The organism is Dryocola clanedunensis subsp. sulfonylureivorans (assembly GCF_016756775.1).
In the GTDB taxonomy this organism is placed as follows: Bacteria; Pseudomonadota; Gammaproteobacteria; order Enterobacterales; family Enterobacteriaceae; genus Dryocola; species Dryocola clanedunensis.
Map to the genome: position 1 here is coordinate 13,504 of NZ_JAERMU010000005.1, position 23,557 is coordinate 37,060.

General features: G+C 49.6%; 8 protein-coding genes. 1 reads left to right on the top strand and 7 read right to left on the bottom strand.

What is annotated here, in order from left to right; translation table 11 throughout:
• Nucleotides 1-1,030 precede the first annotated feature (1,030 nt).
• From HYQ67_RS06250 to HYQ67_RS06280, 7 genes are all read right to left on the bottom strand, one after another.
• Nucleotides 1,031-6,268, bottom strand: a complete 5,238-nt coding sequence (locus HYQ67_RS06250) for an Ig-like domain-containing protein (protein ID WP_202302455.1) — start codon at nt 6,266-6,268, stop codon at nt 1,031-1,033.
• A gap of 392 nt (nt 6,269-6,660) precedes the next feature.
• Nucleotides 6,661-12,558 (bottom strand): Ig-like domain-containing protein, encoded by a 5,898-nt coding sequence (locus tag HYQ67_RS06255; RefSeq protein WP_202302457.1) that lies wholly within the window; start codon nt 12,556-12,558, stop codon nt 6,661-6,663.
• A gap of 456 nt (nt 12,559-13,014) precedes the next feature.
• Nucleotides 13,015-13,899, bottom strand: coding sequence for an OmpA family protein (locus HYQ67_RS06260; protein ID WP_202302459.1), 885 nt, complete (start codon nt 13,897-13,899; stop codon nt 13,015-13,017).
• A gap of 90 nt (nt 13,900-13,989) precedes the next feature.
• Nucleotides 13,990-16,704 (bottom strand): Ig-like domain-containing protein, encoded by a 2,715-nt coding sequence (locus tag HYQ67_RS06265; RefSeq protein ID WP_237391134.1) that lies wholly within the window; start codon nt 16,702-16,704, stop codon nt 13,990-13,992.
• Nucleotides 16,705-16,987: 283 nt separating this feature from the next.
• The gene (locus HYQ67_RS06270; protein WP_202302463.1) at nt 16,988-18,541 is read right to left on the bottom strand and encodes a TolC family protein; all 1,554 of its coding nucleotides are present in this window, start codon (nt 18,539-18,541) and stop codon (nt 16,988-16,990) included.
• Nucleotides 18,542-18,573: 32 nt separating this feature from the next.
• The gene (locus tag HYQ67_RS06275; RefSeq protein ID WP_348519208.1) at nt 18,574-19,815 is read right to left on the bottom strand and encodes an HlyD family type I secretion periplasmic adaptor subunit; all 1,242 of its coding nucleotides are present in this window, start codon (nt 19,813-19,815) and stop codon (nt 18,574-18,576) included.
• Nucleotides 19,815-22,055, bottom strand: coding sequence for a type I secretion system permease/ATPase (locus HYQ67_RS06280; RefSeq protein ID WP_202302465.1), 2,241 nt, complete (start codon nt 22,053-22,055; stop codon nt 19,815-19,817). The genes HYQ67_RS06275 and HYQ67_RS06280 overlap by 1 nt, the downstream gene beginning before the upstream one ends.
• A 547-nt stretch (nt 22,056-22,602) precedes the next feature.
• Here HYQ67_RS06280 and HYQ67_RS06285 point away from each other — a divergent pair.
• On the top strand, nt 22,603-23,550 hold the full coding sequence (locus HYQ67_RS06285) for a LysR family transcriptional regulator (RefSeq protein ID WP_202302467.1): 948 nt from the start codon (nt 22,603-22,605) through the stop codon (nt 23,548-23,550).
• Nucleotides 23,551-23,557: the final 7 nt, after the last annotated feature.

A 23,557-nucleotide genomic window follows, 5' to 3' on the forward strand; every position in this document is an offset into this window, starting at 1 on the left:
GCAGTTATATAGACTTAATACTCTATCCTCTGACGTTATCAGCCTCGTTGAGGAACAGCACAATAGGTGCTTTAAAAAAGGGAACATGTGATTTTCCGCTGTCACATCTACATTTAAAACTTAGCTTTACATGCTTACAGTCATTAACCTCTCTCTTTTCATTCTGTTTAGATCATTTAAAAACGATGCCAGATGACTCATTTCCTATGGTTCCGTAACCCCCCAAAGAATTAAGAACAAGGCTGAAATTTTATCTGCCGCACATATTACAACAAAAAAAACGCCCCGCTTGAACCCCCATCCAAAAAGCAATTTTGATTATTTGAAACAACCGTTACCAGTGACATGACTCTTAATTTAAGACTAGTTTAACAAAAGTTATTGCTCAACCTATAAATCAGCACACGAAAATAACCATGTCATTTGAAAGGTTTAAATGAAAATTAATATACTTTAAAACAAGAACTTCGCAGAATTAAAAGCCAACAAATCGCATCCATCAAGATATAAACACCATGAAGTTGCGATGTGCAGATATTAAAATAGAAACTATGAATAATTGTATATTATTTCATTGAACCTTGATGAGTAAGGGTAATGTTTGCGGATGTTGATATGTTTATTTATCCCTCTCTCAAGCCAGATACTCTCTCCATGTCTTTATCTTCCGACTGTTTCTCTCTAACTCGTGATTCAAAAGCGCCGGGGTGTTTTATCCGTACTGCGTTATCGTCAATTCCAGCGTAACATTAAGGACAAATATTAAAAATGAGAAATCAGAAAATTATCACCATTTTTCCAGATCATGGTTTCAATGCATTAAGAAATGTCGCGATTCAAATGATATTAACCGCTCCCGACTGCGGCTCGTGTTGGTAAACTGAAGTCACTGAGCACATATCGAATACGATCCGCAATAGCGTATAAAAAAAGCACCGACGATATACTCGTTCGGTGCTTTAAATTTTGTGAGGCTTCAGTCAAATGAATTGAAAGCCAGACACAGTTTAGCCGGTTGGTTTAGCCACGATCAGGATTGATGCAGTTCAACCCCCTGCTGGACAAACAGTTCGGCATGACTCTCTGTCTGCTGGTAAACCTCATAAGTAACACCGGCTATCGTAGACTGCCCTGTTTCCTGCCACTGGCTCTGCACGTCATCCAGTTTCAGCTCGATCGTATCTCCCCGCTCCCCCTGGACCGCGAGCTGCTGCTGTCCATCGGAGGTAAACATATCGCTCTGCCCGTGGCTGAGCACATCATTCAGGGTCAGGGCAAGCGTGTCCTCGCTACCGTTATGCAGATTTAACATTGAGCTTTGCGCCACTGTATTCGCTTCGGATGGCGACAAGGCTGACAGATTAATGACCCCATTGGCAGCATCAGACTGGGTCAGTACATCTGTATTGTGAACGTCTGCCACTGCATGTAGCGGCTCTACCGCGGCATTTTGCAAAGCCAGAGAAGAATAGTACGGATAATCCGTAATATCATTCACCCAGACATCGAAGCTCTGGTAGGCATGATCGGCCACTTCATTACCATTGCTGTCCAGCGGAACGATTTTCCAGCTAGCCAGATAAATCCCCCCATTCCAGATGTTATATCCGTTGCCAATTTGGGCGGTAAAAGTCCAGGATCCGTCACTGCCAACCTTGACGGTGTCCATCGTTGTTCCCCCTTCATTAGTATAAATATGAAGCGTACTGTTCGCAGTCCCGCTTCCGTACAAAGTCGGTGAAAGGTCATTAACCATAGGAAGATCGGCATAGGGATCGCCTGGTGGTGCGTAGTTATCTCCATAGACATTATGATTAATCTGAACATTATCAAACACATAAGATAATGTTGGTTTATCGGGTGTGGTCACGGCATCCACATTCACGACAAAGCCGCCTGACTTAACGCTGGCATTCCCTGCAGCATCCGTTGCGGTGGCAGTGAAGGTATGCTTACCATCATTGAGCTGCGGAGTGGTATAGCTCCAGTCACCCTGGCTACCCGCTGTGACGGAACCAATCTCTGTAGTGCCTTCGAATATTTTCACTACACTGTCGGCTTCAGCCTTTCCGTGTAGCTCGGGTTTAGTGTCGTCCGTTTTACCACCGTTACCATCACTTCCCTGAGATCCCCCTACATCATCGTAGTAGCTGTTGATAGTTGGCGCATCCGGCGCGGTGGTGTCGTCATGGTTGCCGGCGACATAATCCACCTTGAACTTGTCGCTGCTCGCACTGTTGCCGGCCTCATCCGCTGCCGTGACCTGAAACGTCCAGTTACCCCGATTTCCGAGCTCGCGCGAACCGTCACTGAGCTGAATGTGCCAGTTTCCGTCGCTGTCGGTTACCGTATGGGCAACATTGCTGTATTTCATCCCCTGCGGTCCCCACATGGTCAGGCTGATTTGGCTACCCGCTTCAGCATGACCGCTCAGCAAACCGTTGCTGTCATCGGTACGACCGCCATTCTCCACCGTACCCGTGGCGGCACCCACGTCATCCAGGTAACCGACTATAACCGGTGCGTCCGTGTGCGTGTCCAGCGTAAAGCCAATGTCCTCCGAGGCCGGGCTCTTGTTACCCGCAGCATCCTCAACCACCGTGCTGAAGCTGTGGCTGCCGTCGGCAAGCTTAACGTCTGGCGTGAACGTCCATTTACCATCATCACCCACCACCGCTGAGCCAATCTGCTTGCCGTTGTCAGAGACAATCACCGTCGTCCCGGCTTCCGCCTGGCCGCTCAGCGTTGGCTGTGCGTCATCGGTGTGGTCGCCATTGTGGATATCGCCTTTCACCGGGCCAACATCATCGGCCAGAACCTGGTGTGTTGTTGCCTCCGGCGCGGTGGTGTCGTCCTGGTTGCTGGCGACATAATTCACCTTGAACTTGTCGCTGCTCGCACTGTTGCCGGCCTCATCTGCAGCCGTGACCTGAAACGTCCAGTTACCCCGATTTCCGAGCTCGCGCGAACCGTCACTGAGCTGAATGTGCCAGTTTCCGTCGCTGTCGGTTACCGTATGGGCAACATTGCTGTATTTCATCCCCCGCGGTCCCCACATGGTCAGGCTGATATGGCTGCCCGCTTCAGCATGACCGCTTAGTACGCCGTTGCTGTCATCGGTACGACCGCCATTCTCCACCGTACCCATGCGGGCACCCACGTCATCCAGGTAACCGACGATCACCGGTGCGTCCGTGTGCGTGTCCAGCGTGAAGCCAATGGCGTCCGAGGCCGGGCTCTTGTTGCCCGCTGCGTCCTCAACCACCGTGCTGAAGCTGTGGCTGCCGTCGGCAAGCTTAACGTCTGGCGTGAACGTCCATTTACCCTCGTCACCCACCACCGCCGAGCCAATCTGTCTGCCGTTGTCAGAAACAATCACCGTCGCCCCGGCTTCCGCCTGGCCGCTCAGCGTTGGCTGTGCGTCATCGGTGTGGTCGCCATTGTGGATATCACCTTTCACCGGGCCAACATCATCGGCCAGAACCTGGTGTGTTGCCGCCGCCGGTGGTGTGGTGTCCGCACCGTTATCGAGCGGCACGACATTCAGGTAGAAAATATCGGATGCGTCGAAGTTACCAGCAGCGTCCTGCGATACAACATTGATCGGCGTTTGGTTATTGTTGTCCCCCACCAACAGAGGGTGGTTATCAGGGATCTGGAAGCTCCAGTGGCCCGTTGCATCCGCGACCGTTGAACCAATAGTATCCGAAGCGATATTACCGCCAACGTTAATGAATACGATGCTGCCCGCTTCCGCTGTCCCTTTCAGCAGAGGCGTGGTGTCATCAGTGGTCCCCCTGCTCAGCACATCCCCCTGATTCACCCCCACATTATCCACAGCGAGGGTAATCACCGGTTTTTCAATTGCCGTATCAACAGTAAAGCCAATAGCCTCCGAGGCCGGACTCTTGTTACCCCCGGCGTCCTTAACCACGGTGCTGAAGCTGTGGCTGCCGTCGGCAAGCTTAACGTCTGGCGTGAACGTCCATTTACCATCGTCACCCACCACCGCTGAGCCAATCTGCTTGCCGTTGTCAGAGACCATCACCGTCGTCCCCGCTTCCGCCTGGCCGCTCAGCGTTGGCTGTGCGTCATCGGTGTGGTCGCCGTTGTGGATATCACCTTTCACCGGGCCAACATCATCGGCCAGAACCTGGTGTGTTGTTGCCTCCGGCGCGGTGGTGTCGTCCCGGTTGCTGGCGACATAATTCACCTTAAATGAGTCGCTGCTCGCACTGTTGCCGGCCTCATCCGCTGCCGTCACCTGGAACGTCCAGTTACCCCGATTTCCGAGCTCGCGCGAACCGTCACTGAGCTGAATGTGCCAGTTTCCGTCGCTGTCGGTTACCGTATGGGCAACATTGCTGTATTTCATCCCCCTCGGTCCCCACATGGTCAGGCTGATTTGGCTGCCCGCTTCAGCATGACCGCTTAGTACGCCATTGCTGTCATCGGTACGACCGCCATTCTCCACCGTACCCGTGGCGGCGCCCACGTCATCCAGATAACCGACGATCACCGGCGCGTCCGTGTGCGTGTCCACCGTGAAGCCAATGGCGTCCGAGGCCGGGCTCCTGTTGCCCGCTGCGTCCTCAACCACCGTGCTGAAGCTGTGGCTGCCGTCGGCAAGCTTAACGTCTGGCGTGAACGTCCACTTACCATCGTCACCCACCACCGCTGAGCCAATTGGCTTGCCGTTGTCAGAGACAATCACCGTCGTCCCCGCTTCCGCCTGGCCGCTCAGCGTTGGCTGTGCATCATCGGTTCTGTCGCCGTTGTGGATATCACCTTTCACCGGGCCAACATCATCGGCCAGAACCTGGTGTGTTGTTGCATCCGGCGCGGTGATGTCATCCCGGTTGCTGGCGACATAATTCACCTTAAATGAGTCGCTGCGCGCGCTGTTGCCGGCCTCATCCACTGCCGTCACCTGGAACGTCCAGTTACCCCGATTTCCGAGCTCGCGCGAACCGTCACTGAGCTGAATGTGCCAGTTTCCGTCGCTGTCGGTTACCGTATGGGCAACATTGCTGTATTTCATCCCCCTCGGTCCCCACATGGTCAGGCTGATATGGCTGCCCGCTTCAGCATGACCGCTCAGCAAACCGTTGCTGTCATCGGTACGACCGCCATTCTCCACCGTACCCGTGGCGGCACCCACGTCATCCAGGTAACCGACGATAACCGGTGCGTCCGTGTGCGTGTCCAGCGTAAAGCCAATGGCCTCCGAGGCCGGGCTCTTGTTACCCGCTGTGTCCTCAACCACCGTGCTGAAGCTGTGGCTGCCGTCGGCAAGCTTAACGTCTGGCGTGAACGTCCATTTACCCTCGTCACCCACCACCGCCGAGCCAATCTGTCTGCCGTTGTCAGAGACAATCACCGTCGCCCCGGCTTCCGCCTGGCCGCTCAGCGTCGGCTGCGTGTCATCGGTACTGTCGCCATTGTGAATGTCGCCTTTCACCGGGCCAACATCATCGGCCAGAACCTGGTGTGTTGCCGCCGCCGGCGGTGTGGTGTCAGGAGCATCAACGATAAAGTCCGTAGCCGGGGATTGTTCACCTGGCTTGCCGTCGGCGTTCACCTCTGCCGCGGTAATGCTGTGCTCGCCGTCTGCCAGCGGGGTTTCCGGCGTGAATGTCCAGTTTCCATTATCATTAGTGGTTACCGAACCAACCGGCTGACCATTGTCGTAAATCACCACGACGCTGCCCGGATCTGCCTTACCAAAAATGGCCGGCTGGGCGTCATCCGTGGTGTCACCATTGTGTATCGGCCCTTTCTGCTCACCGATATCATCCCAGAGCCCATCCACCTCAGGGATAGACGCCGTATCGCCATTGCTGGCGGTGGTAATAATGGTGTAAGTCTCTGACGCGACCAGGATCTCGTCGGTTAAAGGGTCTTTGAGGACAACCTCAAAAGCATACTTGCTGCCCCCTTCAAGCGTATCAGGAGTGAACGACCAGCTACCGTCCGCGCCTACGGTAGTGCTGCCGAGTTGTACGCCGTTGGCGTAAATACGTAGCACCTGCGCTTCACCGCCTTCAATTGTGCCCTGTAGTGTGGGGGTCAGGTCGTCCGTTGTCCCGAAATGACCAATATCTCCCTGCTTGCTGCCTACGTTGTCATTAACACTATCAGTATTAATCAGGCCAGGCGCGCCCGGCGTGGGTATGCTATACCCCGGCCGTTCCACGTTGCTCAGCGCTGCGGCATCTGCCAAAGTATTTACAGTTACAGTTTTATTACGAGTCTCATGATTATCCATAAAGGTATCTCCTGAATATTATTCGATAAAAAATAAAAGAGTCAGCCCGGAAATAACAAAATCACTCATCTTTTATTTTTTTATTTTAAGACGGATCCCAGACCATCCGACAATAATGTTTTTAGCAAACCTTAATCAGGAAATAAAGACCAGAACAGGCCATGAATTGAAATAAGAAAAGCAGATAAAACAACCCTTAACAAACACCAAGAAATACAAAACCTTACACTGCAACATAGCTATTAGAATGAGGTGCTATTATTTTAGAATGTCACAATTTAAATTATAGAAAACATCCACACACAGCATAAGTACACTAATAAAAAATGCCAGCCATGGTTCCCCATGGCTGGCAGGTCATATTTTAATTAAATATCTTAATGACTATTTAATCACACAGTATGAAGTTCAATACCATGCTGCACGAGCAATTCGCTGTTTTGATTTGCTACGTTATACACATCATAAGTCACACCGCTCTCAGTGATTGACCCAGTTTGTTGCAGGCTGGCTTCATTCACACCGGACAGTTCAACCTGCGAACCATCTTCACCCGTAATGGCCAACTGCGTTTTGCCATCATCAGTGAACAGATTCTGCTCGCCGTGGCTCAGAACATCATCAACAGACAGCGCCAGCGTTCCTTTACCCAGTTCATGGATATCCACCACGCCCGGTTCAGTTGTGGAATTGCTGTTCAGACTTTCCAGCGAAATGGCTGAAGAATCCACATGCTGTGCATCTGTACCCAGCAAGGCTGTTGCCAGCTCATGCGCAGGCATCTCTGCGGAATGCAGTTCAGCAGACTGTTGTGCTGGTGCGATGTCTGATTGGCCCCATGTGAAACCATCCACACGAATACCGGTATCACCAGCCCCTTCAGGACCCACGTTAATGGTCATGTAGGAGATCAGTTCACCCGCAGGCGCAGTCCAGGCAATGGTATCCACGATAGAGCTGGAAGTGCCTGCCTGAGCTTCAATCGGCGTGGTGTGTAGCAAGTTACCCGCAGCATCGTAGTAGCTCACGCTCGATCCGGCATAGTTAGCGCCAGCAACATCAAAGCTCACGCTGTTAGTGAGGCCACCAAACTCATATTTGGTTTCAGATTCCGCTAACAGTACCAGCGCTTGTTTACCAAAATCAGGGGTAAACAGTGCAATACCTTTTCTGGTGATTTCAGTTGCGGTGTTATTCGCACTGCCATCAACACCTTCTTTGGTATAGGTAATGGTCAGACCCGTCGGCAACGCCAGCGAATCACCTTCGCTGAATACATGCGTCTCATCAGTATCAAAGTTGTCGCTACCCTGAACAATCACGTCAAAGTGAGTAGGTTCGCTCGGACCACTTGAGTTCCCGGCTTCATCGACTGTTTCAGTAGTGACATCATGCGGGCCAGTATCGAGCGGAGTTTCAGGCGTGAAGTCCCACTTACCATCGTCACCTGCAACCGCCGATCCAATCACTTCGCCATTATCACTGATAATGACCGTTGAGCCTGGATCTGTGTTGCCGTTGAAGGTTGGCGTGGTGTCATCCGTTGCGCCACCCGGTACGACGATCCCCTGGTCAGGACCAGCGTTATCGTTGATGACAACCGCGTCGTTCGCAGGAGCCGTTGTATCAACAGTGAAGTTAAATGGATCCGATGGATCGCTGGTGTTACCCGCCGCATCAGTCGCAGTCAGCGTGATGTCATGTGGACCATCGGCAAGTGCGGCATTTGCATCGGTTTTCCAGGTGCCATCTTCTGCTACCACTGCGGAGCCGATAGCCTTGCCACCATCCAGGACAGTGATGATTTCGCCAGGTACCTGGCCCTTGCCGGAGAAGGTCGGCAGGTTATCATCAGTTACGCCGCCATTCTCAACAGGCCCCTGAATCGTCCCCTGGTCATCGCTAACCGTCAGGTCATCAGGTGTTGCAATAGCAGGTGCATCCGGTGCAGTCGTATCGATGTCCAGCGTGAAAATACCAGACGGTTCGCTTTCACCCGCCACGCTAGTCTGCACTGTCGCTGTCAGAGCGTTAGCTCCTTCACTCAGGTCGCTGGCCGGCGTGAATGTCCATTTTCCGTCAGCGTCGGAAGTGGTGGAACCAATTTTCACATCGTTGTCGTAAATGAATACGGTGCTATTGGCCGTCGCGCTACCGTGCAGTTCCGGGCGCAGATCGTTAGTCGAGCTGTTATTTTCCAGCTCACCGACAATCGGAGCAATATCATCATAAGCGCCATCGATGGAGATAACGATCGCTGAAGTATCAACGGTAAAGTTGAACGCATCAGACGGCTCGCTGGTGTTACCGGCTTCGTCTGTAGCGGTCAGGGTGATGTCATGTGGACCATCGGCCAGTGCCGCTGTCGGATCGGTTTGCCAGGTACCATCTTCTGCAACAACAGCAGAGCCGATAGGCTGACCACCATCCAGTACGGTGATGATTTGACCAGGCACCTGATCCTTACCGGAGAAGGTCGGCAGGCTATCATCGGTCAAACCGCCATTTTCAACTGGCCCCTGAACCGCACCCTGGTCATCGCTGACGGTCAGGTTATCAGGTGTCACAATCGGAGGCGCATCCGGTGCCGTGGTATCAACGGTGAAGTTGAACGCATCAGACGGATCGCTGACGTTACCGGCTTCGTCGGTTGCAGTCAGGGTGATGTCGTGTGGACCCTCAGCCAGTTCCGCTGTCGGATCGGTTTGCCATGTACCATCTTCTGCAACAACAGCAGAGCCGATAGGCTGACCACCGTCCAGTACGGTGATGATTTCACCAGGCACCTGGCCCTTACCAGAGAAGGTTGGCAGGGTATCATCGGTCACGCCGCCATTTTCAACCGGGCCCTGAACCGCACCCTGGTCATCGCTGACGGTCAGGTTATCAGGTGTCACAATCGGAGGCGCATCCGGTGCCGTGGTATCCACGGTGAAGTTGAACGCATCAGACGGATCGCTGACGTTACCGGCTTCGTCGGTTGCAGTCAGGGTGATGTCGTGTGGACCCTCAGCCAGTTCCGCTGTTGGATCGGTTTGCCATGTACCATCTTCTGCAACAACGGCAGAGCCGATAGGCTGACCACCATCCAGTACGGTGATGATTTCGCCAGGCACCTGGCCCTTGCCGGAGAAGGTTGGCAGGGTATCATCGGTCACGCCGCCATTTTCAACCGGGCCCTGAACCGCACCCTGGTCATCGCTGACGGTCAGGTTATCAGGTGTCAAAATCGGAGGCGCATCCGGTGCCGTGGTATCAACGGTGAAGTTGAACGCATCTGATGGCTCGCTGACGTTCCCGGCTTCATCGGTCGCGGTTAGCGTGATGTTATGTGGGCCTTCTGCCAGTTCAGCCGTTGGATCGGTTTTCCAGGTACCATCAGCTTCAACCACCGCGGAGCCGATGGCCTTACCATCATCAAGTACGGTGATGATATCGCCAGGCGTCTGATCCTTACCGGAGAAGGTCGGCAGGGTATCATCGGTCACGCCGCCATTATCAACCGGGCCCTGAACCGCACCCTGGTCATCGCTGACGGTCAGGTTATCAGGTGTTGCAACACCGGTAGTATCCACGGTGAAGTTGAACGCGTCTGACGGATCGCTGACGTTCCCGGCTTCATCGGTTGCAGTCAGGGTGATGTCGTGCGGACCCTCTGCCAGTTCAGCCGTTGGGTCGGTTTGCCATGTACCATCTTCTGCAACAACCGCAGAACCGATAGGCTGGCCACCGTCCAGTACGGTGATGATTTCACCTGGTACCTGGCCCTTGCCGGAGAAGGTCGGCAGGGTATCATCGGTCACGCCGCCTTTTTCAACCGGGCCCTGAACCGCACCCTGGTCATCGCTGACGGTCAGGTTATCAGGTGTCAAAATCGGAGGCGCATCCGGTGCCGTGGTATCAACGGTAAAGTTGAACGCATCAGACGGATCGCTGACATTACCAACTTCGTCGGTCGCGGTCAGGGTTATCTCATGTGGACCCTCTGCCAGTTCAGCTGTTGGATCGGTTTGCCATGTACCATCTTCTGCAACAACGGCAGAACCGATAGGCTGGCCACCGTCCAGTACGGTGATGATGTCACCAGGCGTCTGACCTTTGCCGGAGAAGGTTGGCAGGGTATCATCGGTCACGCCGCCATTATCAACCGGGCCCTGAATAGCCCCCTGGTCATCGCTGACGGTCAGGTCATCAGGTGTCGCAACGGAAGGAACATCCGGCGCAGTGGTATCAACGGTGAAGTTGAACGCGTCTGAAGGTGCACTGGTGTTGCCAACGCTGTCTGTCGCCGTCAGCGTGATGTCATGTGGACCATCTGCCAGCGCTGCTGTCGGATCGGTTTGCCAGGTACCATCTTCTGCCACTACCGCAGAGCCGATAGGCTCGCCGCCATCCAGCACGGTGATGATGTCGCCAGGCGTCTGATTCTTACCGGAGAAGGTCGGCAGGTTATCATCAGTCACGCCATTCATTTCCACTGGACCCTGAACCGCGCCCTGGTCATCGCTGACGGTCAGGTCATCAGGTGTCGCAATTGGAGGCACAACCGGCGCAGTAGTATCCACGGTGAAATCGAACGCATCTGAAGGCGCACTGGTGTTACCGGCTTCATCGGTCGCGGTCAGCGTGATCTCATGTGGACCCTCTGCCAGTTCCGCTGTTGGGTCGGTATGCCACGTGCCGTCAGGCCCAACGATAGCAGAACCGATAGGCTCGCCACCATCCAGTACGGTGATAATTTGGCCTGGCGTCTGGCCCTTACCGGAGAAGGTTGGCAGGGTATCATCCGTCATACCGCCATTTTCAACTGGCCCCTGAATTGCACCCTGGTCATCACTGACCGTCAGGTCATCAGGCGTCGCGATGGAAGGAGCATCCGGAACAGCAGTATCAACAGTAAAGGAACCGGCAAAGCCCGGTAAGCTCACATTACCTGCGCTGTCTGTCACGGTGGAAACAAAGTTGTGTAATCCATCCGGTAAGGCTTCAGTCGGCGTAAAGCTCCACTCACCCGCTTCGTTGGTTACCGTTGAACCGAGTGGAACACCATTTTCGTAAATCGTAATGATATTGCCGGCATCACTCTTACCCGTGAATTCAGGCAGGTTATCGTCGGTTACATCGCCAGGATTAATGACACCCGTAATGGCACCGACATCATCGTTAACAACCACTTCGCCAGCAAAAGGTGGCGCCGTAATATCGATAGTGACATCGAACGGAGCAGAGGTTTCCCCCTGGATATTGTTATAAACAGGTACCGCGGTGAAAGCGTGTTCGCCTTCCGCCAGCACTGCTGTCGGAGCGTATACCCACTTGCCGTCAGGACCCGCTACCGTTGAACCCAGCAGCGTTTCGCCATCATACACGCTGACGACGGCGCCGGCAGTTGCACTACCCTGTACGGTCGGGGTGCTGTCATCTGTCACGCCACCGCTGGCCACTTCGCCTTTGTAAGAACCCGTGTCATCAAACAGAGAGTCAATCGTCGCGACCGGAACAACTTCCGGGGCAAAATTAACTTCATATGGGAGCGTCAGGTAAGTTTGCTTACCAACCGGGTCAGTCACCATTGCAAGGAAACTATAAGTGCCGTCAACAGGCTCTAACACGCCTTCAGGGGTGATGGTCCAGGTGTCATCGTCACCAATGGTTGCTTTGCCAACTAAGTTACCGTTGTTATAAAGCTCGACGATTAATGTTGACCCCCCTTCCAGATGACCAGAAATGGTTGGCATGGTGTCGTCAGTGTAACCGCCATTTTCGATGGAGCCTGTTTGATTGCCCTGATCATCGACAACATCATCAATGGCGAACGGGCTGTCAGAGGCTGCTGTTAACGCAGGTTTAGCAACAGGCTCTTCCGCTACAGGCTGAGCTGCTGGCTCTGCTGATGCAGCAAGCGTATTGACGCCATGCGTCACGGTTGCAGACAGAATATTCTCAGTTGGAGACGTCGCAACGGCTTGTAGCTCGCCATTTTCTGAAACCTGAGCACTATCGATTGTTTGATAGTTACCGTGGCTGTCAAGGACGCTGATATGGTTTGCCGAAGAGAAATAGTTAGGGAAAGTAATATCCGCAGGCGAGTCGTTTACGCTAACAATACGTAAATCGTTCCCATCCTGCACAAAAGAAATCGCTTCAGCGGAGACTTCACCGTCAGCTGAGCTAATGACATATTGCGCATTGACCAGCTCAGGCACGACGTAAGCACTGCCAGTCTCGTCGATCTGAGCAATATTTTTAATCGCACTATTTTGTAGCGATACAATATTAATTTTGTTCATTAAAAGCACCTATTTTAAATAGCCGGAATTAGTATCCAAGGACTAAATATAACTATAAGAAGAGAGAGAACGCTCTCACAAAGAACGTACCAGAAACACCTGAAATTATTGCACCTCCTTTTTAACTTACTCCACTCCATATATTTCCTGAATACTTAAAATAATCGACCCATCACCACACCAAGTCAACACCAACAATTAAAAACAGTAACAACAAAAAACGCTCGTTAATCCCACGCAATGCCAGAAAAAAAACAAAAAGATAAAAATACCTCAAAATCAATAAGATACATCAAGACGTAATTAACCATAAATTACTTACGTAACAATATAAGTGGAGTCACGCAATGAAAAATAAAAAAGCCAATCATAATCAATAAAAAACACGCAGAGAATAACCCCTGCGTGTTCATAATAAATTTAATTTATTGTTCAAAGAGCTAATAATTTAATTACTTAATTATCGATACGAACCACTACCCGGCGGACCGGTGCGTAACAAGCAATTTGTTTATTACGAGTTAATCGGGAGCATTCCTGGGTCAGACTATTGTCACTCCCCTGCGATGAGATTTTTAATTGGCTGGCACTAATGCCATCCGCGATGAGCAGATTACGGACGGTGTTTGCCCGGTTCATTCCCAACTGCCTATTGCTTTCTTCGGAGCCAATAGGATCCGTGTAGCCAATAACAGCAATCTTTTTGTCATCCGCAAGCAGCTGCTTTGCCACATCATGGATGGCCACTTTTCCATCCTGCGTAATGTCTGTTTCTTTATATTTGCCAAACGGGAACATGACATTGCTTTGTAAAACATAATCCTTATAGAGATAGTGGCAAGGTTCAACCGTAGAGGCACGTGACAGCAGGTGAATTTGCTTTCGTGTTTTTAATAATTCGGCTACAGGCGGTGAGGATAATTGCTCCTGAAGCATCTCCTTTCCCTGTTCATCAACCTTGAAGTAATAAGTCGTGCCTTTCTTAAGCTCGATGGATTTAACATTGTCACTTTTCCCGTGATAGAGAGGCTCATCCTTTAGATAAGCCCCTAACTGATGTACCCCGGGCTTTACGCAGAAGGCAGTATAGCCTCCCGGCATCAGTGCAGTCTGAAACTCGCGATCGATGTAAACATGAGCTGCGCCGTTCGAATCCGAAGCAGATGCAGCTCGGTAATAGACAATCTGAGCCTGGTTATCGCTAACGTTTGCAACAGGTTGATAGCTATCCCCAAAAATACTTTTTGCATTTTCATCGGCAAAGCTTAAGCCAGTAGCAGAGACCAGCAGGCAAAGTGCGGCAGCCGCACCCAGCGAAGAGTTTTTATTAAAATATTTCATACATGACCTTAAATATTGTGCATGCCGCTATTGAATGCCTCATGTCATAAAACACGATGTTTTATTATCATGAGGCCAACCTCAATACTTTTAAATTGAATGAATATCAATGCTGTGCTGAATCAATAACTCAGCCATGCCCGTATTCTGCTGATAAGTGTCATACACAACACCGCCTACGGTTGCACTGCCAATGCTGGACCAGTCGGCAGCATCAATATGCACCGTATCACTTTCGTTGCCCTGCACGGCAAATTGCTCTTTACCATCGTCGATGAACATATTTTTACTTGCATGCGCCAGCACGTCATCAATGCTCAGGACCAGGTTGGTGTTATCCTGCAGATGAACAATACCTTGCTGCTCGTTAATACCCGCGGCGGTGTAGAGCTGCGACAGGGTTGAAACATCACCGGAGTGAGTATCAGAAAGCGCAAGGGCTTGCGGCTGCGCGGAATGCGTATCGGCCGATTGAACAGCGGCATCTCCCCAGGATAAAGCATCGATTCTGAGACCATCAACCTCATTAGGGTTTTCGGCATGCCCTTCATCACCCACGGTGATAATGATAGAAGCAATCATCTCACCCTCTGGTGCAGTCCAGCCCACCTTAGCGACGGACTCATCTGGCTGAACCGGCAGCTCCTGAGAATGCAATAAAGTCCCGTTGGCATCATAGTATTCAACCGTGTTCCCGGCGTAGTTCGATGAGTTAACGTTAAAACTCACTGCCTGCGCAGGATCGGGGAATGAGTACTGCATTGATGATTCAGCGAGCTGCATCATGGCCTTATGACCAAACTCTGGTACAAACAGCGCAATCCCTTTATTGGTAATTTCCGTCGCGGAATTAGCCGCAGAACCATCAATGCCCTGACTGATACAGGTCATTGTCATGCCGCTGGCAAGCGTCACGGAATCGCCCGTGTGGAAAACCCTGTTCTCTGCCGAGTCAAAATCTTCGCTGCTGCCGTTGACCACTGTCGTACTGGTGTCTACGGTGAAGTCGAACGCATCAGACGGCGCGCTGGTATTACCGGCCTCATCCGTTGCCGTTAGCGTTATCGTGTGTTCACCGTCAGCCAGCGCAGTTTCCGGCTCCATGCTCCAGCGCCCCTCATCGTTGACGACTGCACTACCGATAATCTCACCGCCATCGAATACGGTAATCACCTGGCCTGGCTGCTCACCCATGCCCGAAATTGTTGGGATGTTGTCATCCGTCACGTCATTGAAGGCAAGGGGTCCCTGGACAGAGCCCACGTCATCAACCACGGTGAAATTATCAGGTGAGACAACAGAAGGAATATCTGGACTGGTTGTATCAAGATTGATGACGAAGGCGCCTGAAGGTGCGCTTTCACCGTTTGCCTCTGTCACAACGGTCGCCGTCAGCGAGTTAGCTCCCTCGCTCAGCGGTTGCGATGGCGTAACACTCCATTTCCCGGCAGCATCTGAGGTCGTTGACGCAATTTTGACCCCATTATCATAAATATTGACGGTACTGTTTGCCGTGGCAATACCATTCAACGTCGGCAGGGCATCGTTGGTATAGCCATTATTGACAACATCACCCACAATAGGCGCAACATCATCCGTCACGCTTTGAATACTCACCATACTGCCACTGGTATCAACGGTAAAATCAATCGATTCACTGGGAACACTGACGTTACCCGCATCATCAGTGACAACGGTATTAAAGCTGTGCGAGCCATCGTCTAATGGGGTGGATGGCGTGAAGTTCCAGTTGCCGTCACCGTCTACTGCAGCCGTGCCAATAACGGTACCGTTGTCCGATACCGTGACAACGCTGCCTGGCTCTGCTTTACCGTTGAATGTCGGCGTATTATCGTCAGTCACGCTATTATCAACGATGGGGCCAACGATCTCACCCGCATCATCGTTAAGCGTCCCTGTTGCCGGGGCTGGCGCAACGGTATCAACAACAACAATGACGGGATCGGAAGGCGCTGATTGCTCGCCATCTGGATCAACGACCACCACCACCACGGCGTGGTTGCCATCCGGCAGCGAAGTATCAGGCGTGAAACTCCAGTCTCCGTTGCCATCGGCGGTCGCAGAGCCAATCTCTTTGCCGTTATCAATAATCACCACCGTATCGCCCGGCGTGACACCGCCACCGCTGAATGTCGGTGTATTGTCATCCGTCGCGCCGCCGTTGGGAATATCACCCTGCTTGTCCCCGACATTATCCGTCACGGCATCAATGGTGCCTGGGGCAACGCTGGTGGTACTGTTGCCATCGCCGTTATCGGAATGATTAGAACTGTGGTGATGATTATTAGCGATTGCCGCACCGAGTAAGCCCAGCCCCAGAAGACCCAGGCCAGCTAGCGCCGCGTAAAGGCCATAATTATTACTGTCCGCAACCAGACCATCAGCAAAACCAGGGATATCGTCACTGCCAAGCGCCAATGGCACCGCCGTCCCTTCAGGCAAGTTCGCTGCTTCATGAGAGATGATGCCGTCAGTGGTAACGTACTGATGGTAGGCCCCATCTTCCCCCATCCCAACCAGCTCGCCAGGATGTTGATAAAAATCTTTAATAATTAACTGCGGATCCTCGGTGTCAGTACCCTCGGTAGATACATACAAATCGTTACCGACGCGTTTTGCAGTGATATTTTCCGGTGCAACGCCAGTGCCATCCTCTGCAAAAATGTATTTACCTTTATCAACAGCATTAATAGTGATCGTTTTGCCTGTGCCTGGTCCGGCGGGCAAATCAATACTACGCTCGATTTTTTTACCGCTGATAATAGCGACTTTAACAGTTTTCATTTCCACGAATTAAAAAACCCCTTTTTTGATTTATAAAATTGTCCTCCATTCAGTGATGAACCCATCCATCAAGTAGCATAAAGCCTGAATCGTTAATTAAATACCACGGAGAACAAGGGTAACAGCTTCCAGACAATATTGTTTTGGTTACAGCTTGAGACAAATGCTAGCATAATGTTTTAAAACCCATTTAGATGGATTTTAAAAATCTAAACTAGACTAAATGACTTCCAGTGCGGTTGGACAATGGAAGCCCTTGATGGATGAGGAGGGTTCTCCTCCGTTACAGACCAAGCCAGCTTGTTAATTCACCTGAGTTAGCGTAGCTATTGAATATTTGATCATAACCATTAAAGCGGGTCGTGACTTCATTAACCTGATTATTGTAATAATCACTTTCAGCGGTAAGCACATCAAGCAGCGTACGTTTATTTAGCTGGCGCCACTGCTCGAAAAAGTCTTTCCGAACCTGATTCGTTTCCTGGGCCAGTTGATGGTACTGTTCGGCCTGGGAAAGCATTGTTTCCGAATCATGGACTGCCGCCATTATATTATTCGTTAATAACAGCTCTTGTTCTTCGACTTTATGTTTCGCCGCTTCGGCTCGTGCCGCAGCTGCCTTTTCCTGGGCGTTACCGGACCCGCCCTGGAAAAGCTTCCAGCTTACGTTCAGGTAAGTTTGCCAGGATTGCTCGTAGGCACTGTTATTAATGGGTATCGTTTTTTGTACCACCCAATTAAGCTGAGGAAGATTTGATGATTTAACCGCGCTTGCCTGGTTATAGGCTGCCATTGCCTCATTTCTTGCCTGACGAATCGTGGGATGATTACCAACCTCTTTTAGCAACGCTTTGGTGGACGCTGGTTTAAACCCCCAATTTTCCTCGGTGGGCAAATCCTTAAAGGAGCTATAGCCGGTTAGCTTATTCAAGGCTATTTCTGCATCGCGAATTTTCGCCGCGGTGCTGTCTTTCGTTGCTAACGCCTGAAGCAGTTTAGCCCTTGCCTGGGTCAATTCGCTGACGCGACCTGAATCGACCTCACTGATTTCCTGGACCATAGTGACAAGGCGCTGCATACGGTCGACAAACTCCACGCTGATGGAATAAATCAGTTTTTGTTTGGCTAACTCAGCCAGCTGCGAACACACTTTATAAGAAGTATCTTCATATTGGGCACTGAAATTGTTATGGGCAGCTTTCGCGGAATAATTTTTGCTTTCGATTGTTTCGCTGTTATAGCCCCAGTCATAGACAGGGGTTGTCATATTGACTGACAGACCGTTGGTTTGCTCATCATCAGGTACACGTTCGCCTGAGCCAAATTGTGCGGGTTGAGACTGTAAGCCAACGCTAACCTGAGGAAGTCGCTGTCCTTTAGCCTCATCAACGTCCGCTTCTGCTGCCTGTGCGTTTGCATCCGCCTCTCGCAATTGGGGCGTATAGGCCTTGGCTGCCTTGACCATTTTTGCAATATAATGTTTTAACATTATGCTATTAGCTGACCTTCCGGTGGCAGTCTTCTGCGGGCTATCAAGCTCGAAAGTACTAGTCATTGCCTGCTGGCGGTCATGCTCATCGCTGACACGCGGCTGATTATCAGGTTTGAAAAAAGATGATGTCGGCGCTGGCGGCGCTAATTTAGCGCCCGACAGAGTGCTGCTGGCAGTCGTCTCACTGGCCGTGTCTGACGCTTGCCCGGATGAAAAAAATGCAGACTTATTTGTTTGAGGACGATTGTCCGAAAAAAACTTACCGGCATAAACAGGATAGCTAATTCCTGATAATCCAATAGCCAGAAGCATAATGGTAATTTGATTTTTCTTATCATTCAGCATGAGCAATACATTCCCTTAGATCGATATTATTATTAACGTTCTCTGAACGCCTCTTTGACCTTTAATATTGGCTTAAGAATATAATCAAGAATCGTTTTTTCTCCGGTTTTAATCTCTACTCTTGCGACCATACCCGGAATAATCGGCAGTTTTTTATTCCCGGCATGTAAATTGCTATCGTCAGTAAGGATCATGACCTTGTAATAGGTACTGTCAGGTTTACCCGTTGCTTCTTTATCTTTATCCGTTAAGGTGTCGGGACTTATTTGCTGTATCTTGCCATGTAAACCACCATAGATACTGAAGTCATAAGCTGTGATTTTTACTGTCGCCTCAAGTCCAGGACGCAAGAAAGCGACATCAGCGGGCCTGATTTTAGCTTCGACTAATAGCTGATCGGCAAGGGGGATCAGGCTCAGAATATGCTCACCGGGCTGAATAACGCCGCCAACGGTATTGAAGTTAATATCTTTAATGGTGCCGCGAGTAGGTGCACGAATAATAGTTCTGGTTAAGACATCTTTCTTTCCAACCAGTGACTCTTCGGCCTGAGACAATTCTAGCTGCATACTGGAAAGCTGCGAATTCGCATCAGCACGGAATTTATTCTGTCGTTCAACTATCTGAGAACGTAAATCCGTTGCCTGGCGACGAGTACGCAGAAGTTCAACCTCAGACATTAAACCTCTTTTAACAAGTGGGGCTGCGAGGTTAATTTCTTTCATCGTCAGATTATAGCTATGCTCCAGCGCATCGACACTTGCCTGTAAATCTTTCTTTCGCGAGTTATAGGCATCGGTCTCATTTTGGATAATTTCCTCGTCTGTAATTGAAGGCGAAAAAACCAATGGTTTATTATATGCCTCAGCACTCAAACGCTCGATAGCTGCTTTCAAGCCATCAACTTTTGATAACGTCTCTTTATAATTTGAATCTGAGCGAGTGGGATCAAGTTGTACCAGCACCTGACCTTTTACAACCGTATCGCCTTCTTTTACTTCCATGCGGGATAAAATCCCGCCCTCGAGACTCTGAATGACCTGCTCGCGAGATTTAGCGATAATTTTAGCGTCGCCCTGTGTTATCTCTTCTACCTTTGAATACTTCGCCCAAACAAAACCGATAACGACCAACAGAGCGATTAACTGCAAAATAATTTTTGAGCCTGGTGTTTTCTGTGCCAGCAAAGATTCCTTAACATCATTCATAAAAACTGCATCTTCCGCAGTCACTTCCTCAGATGTTTTTTTCTTTTTAAATATATTAAACATCATTAAGCCTCATCCATTTGTTTGACTTTCCTGACCGGCTCAGGCTTTTTGGGAGCGCTCGCAGGTTGAGTTTTTGAAAGAGAAGCTAAAACTTCAGCCTTAGGACCATCGGCAACGATCTTGCCGTCATCAACGATAATGATTCGATCAACCAGTGCCAGCAGAGAAGGCCTGTGCGTCACGACAATTAATGTTTGCCCTTTAGTCGCATTTTTTAATCGCGCAATGAATTGTGATTCCGTCTGGGCATCCATTGAGCTGGTCGGTTCATCCAGCAGTAGTAAGGAAGGCCGGGCCAGAAGGCTGCGAGCAAGTGAAACCAGCTGGCGTTGTCCGCCTGACAATCCCTCCCCCATCTCACCAATCGGCAAGTTAATACCCAATGGATGTTTCGCCGCAATCTGATCAAGACCTGTCATTTTAAGGACGCGTAAAAACTCATTCGTGGTCGCTGAAGGTTTGCCGATCATGACGTTTTCCCGCAGCGAACCGAAGAATAAACGGGAGTCCTGCCCCACGAAGCCAACATGCTTGCGCCAGTCTGCGGGATCAATCTGCGATACATCCAGGCCATCGCAGAAGATCTGTCCAGACGTTGCGGTATATAAACGCGCCATAACCCTTAGCAGCGTTGATTTGCCGCTCCCTATTTTCCCCAGGATGGCAATATTTTCCCCTGTGCGGGTGGTGAAATTAATATTCTTTAAAACCGGGTAAATAGGCTGCATTGGGGGTGCAGGGTAGCCAAAACAGACATCTTTTAACGTCAGCTGTCCGGTGAGTTCAGGCTCGGCGATATACTGCAGCTCCTTGTTACGATCGACAGGCAAGATCATAAGTTTATTCAACGAATCAAGCGCTGCCTTGGCTTGCTGGAAGCGTACGGCAAGACCAACAATCTGCCCTAAGGGTGCAGTGGCGCGGCTGGCCAACATCACGGTACCGATCAATGCACCCTGGGTGAGTTTCCCATCACTGATCAAATACACCCCGGAGACCACAATCATCACCGTTTGCACCTGCTGGAAAAATGCAAACGCACCGGTAGCGAGGCTTGCTAACCTTTTAGATTTCATGGAGGTGTGTGCCGACAGCGCGCTGAAGTTTTCCCAGCGTCTTTGCATATGCGACTCTCCGCCCACTGCTTTTAACGTCTCCAGCCCTTCAATGGACTCGATCAATACGCCCTGCTTCAGGGAAGACTCACGTAAATTCTCCTTCATGGTTTTTGCCAGCGGCCATTGAATGGCCAGACTGATTGATAAAATAATCGGCAGCATGATCAGGGGGATAAATCCAAGCATCCCGCCAATGAAGAAGATGACGCCGATAAACAGCAGTACGAAGGGGATATCAGCGATGGCGGACAACGTTGCAGAGGCGGCGAAGTCGCGTACGGATTCATACTCTCTGAGTTGGTTTGCGAACGAACCTGATGAGGTGGGTTTATGCTCCATTTTTATAGAGAGCATCTGTTTGAAAAGTAACGTCCCAAGTACGATGTCAGCTTTTTTACCTGCGATGTCCAGAAGGTGAGCACGCGTATAGCGTGAAACGGCCTCAAACATCATCGCAATGCCTGTCCCTATCGCTAACGTCCATAGCGTCACAAAAGCCTGGTTGGGGACGACCCGGTCATAGACATTCATCGTAAAGAATACGCTGGCAAGCGCCAGTATATTGATAAGAATAGTGCCGTATGCCGCACTACGATAATAGCGACGGTAACGCCATAACGTACTTAACAACCAGTGGCCGGCCGGTACCGGTTCATTTAAGTCACCATGGCGAATCTCAGCTTTAACTTTTGGTTTAACAAGAATGGCATAGCCCGAATAAATCGCCAGCAATTCCTCTTCCGTTAATGAGACGGCATCATTGCCTAATTCCGGAAGAACGACCTGGTAGACAGTTTCTTTTGCTTTTTTGCCTTTTTGCTTTCCAAGAAGAATGCATCCCCCTTCATTATTTTTCCGTAAGAGAATGATGGGAGCTAACTGTAATGGAATTGCGCTAATATGCCTCTCGACCAAACCAGCTACCAAACCAACATTTTGCAAGGCATGTAGAGACAGACCCGAAGTGATAAAACGACCAACCGGCAAACCCGCAACCAATGATTCTCTTGAAACCCTTAAACCATATTTTTCGCAGATATAAGTTAATGACATTAACAGGGTATCATCTATTGTTGTTGCGCCCAGTTCTTTAGTTGTGCCGGACTCATCTTTTACATTTTCCATTGAAAGCACCCTTTTCTACATTATTCCATTCACGCACAAGTGAAACCTGACCCACTGACACCCTGAAATAGGTACATAATGCGTTTGATCATCCCACCAGGTTGCAACTGCTAATTCCTGTTCTAATACTTCGCAAAACCGCCTGTTTTGTCTATATTATTTTTTGCTGGTTACTGTTTTTAAAAAATAAACATCACCAAAGGACTTTTCATAACTATATGATTTTAATGATGTTATACAAAAGACTCTCACCAGAATGTTGTTTGGCAATGGAATATAAAACGATAAACAGAACATTCAATCTATGTATTTCTCGGCTGTCCACATCCTACACTTTGGCTGATGTTTACTTTTTAAAATTCCCTATTTGTTATTATATGCTAGTCATAACATCTCTGATGTATAGAGTAGATAAAGTTAGCAGGACAAATTTCACGCGAATATCTCTTGCTTAAGGATGATGATGACTATTATAAAAAGGATCGTCCATGAATTTTTGAATGCATTTCAGGAATGAAATATAAATTTAAAAACAATGGTAACGACAATGCTTAAAGACTTTGATTTGAATGCCTTGCAAATATTAAGCTCGGTTATAAAATGCCGTAGCGTTACAGAAGCTGCGAATTTATTGGAAATTTCACCATCCTCTGTTACCTACGCCATAAATAAAATAAGGAAAGCGACCGATAATCCGCTATTCTCTCGTTCTAAGAATGGTATTGTTCCAACGACAATGGCTCTGGAATTAAACAACCGCTATATTAAAGCAATGGAGCTTATCAGAGATGGGATGGCCTTCTCATCTGACCAGACCAGCACAGAGATAGAACAAAACATCACTCTCAGCACTTATACATTTCTGGAACTTTGGTTTTCTTGTATTGCATTGAAAGAAGAGAGCATGAATCATATCTGTCTCAATTTCATAAGCAATAAATATGAAGATAAAGAAAGAATCCTACGTATTCGTAAACATCATATCGACATTGATATTGGCAGCGTCCTTCCTTATGATCCGTCGATAATCTCGACAAAGTTATTTTCATCCAACTATCAGGTGCTGGTAAGCAAGAACCATTCAACCATCAAAGATACCTTTACGATGGATGACTGGAACAAAAGCAAATACATACGATGGATGAAAAGCCATGAAGAGATCTATAAGCATATCGGTAATGCAGGGAACATCGATGAGATAAAAAATATTGATTTCCATGTTACCTCTGACTCTTCACTGAACTCGCTATTTTTATGCGCAATGTCTGATTTTCTGTTGCTCATTCCGGGGTATATGGCAGAGTTCTACATGGAGATTTTGCCGGTAAGAACATTCGATCTCCCATTTGAAAATGATTTAAGATCAGAATGTTATGCACACCACCATCGTTCAGAAAAGAACAATGCAAGAATTGCAACTTGCCTGAAATTATTGAAAAAAATGCATTCTGAATTTGATGATACGGAACACTCTCGCAAACAATTAATAACTTGAACTAAGG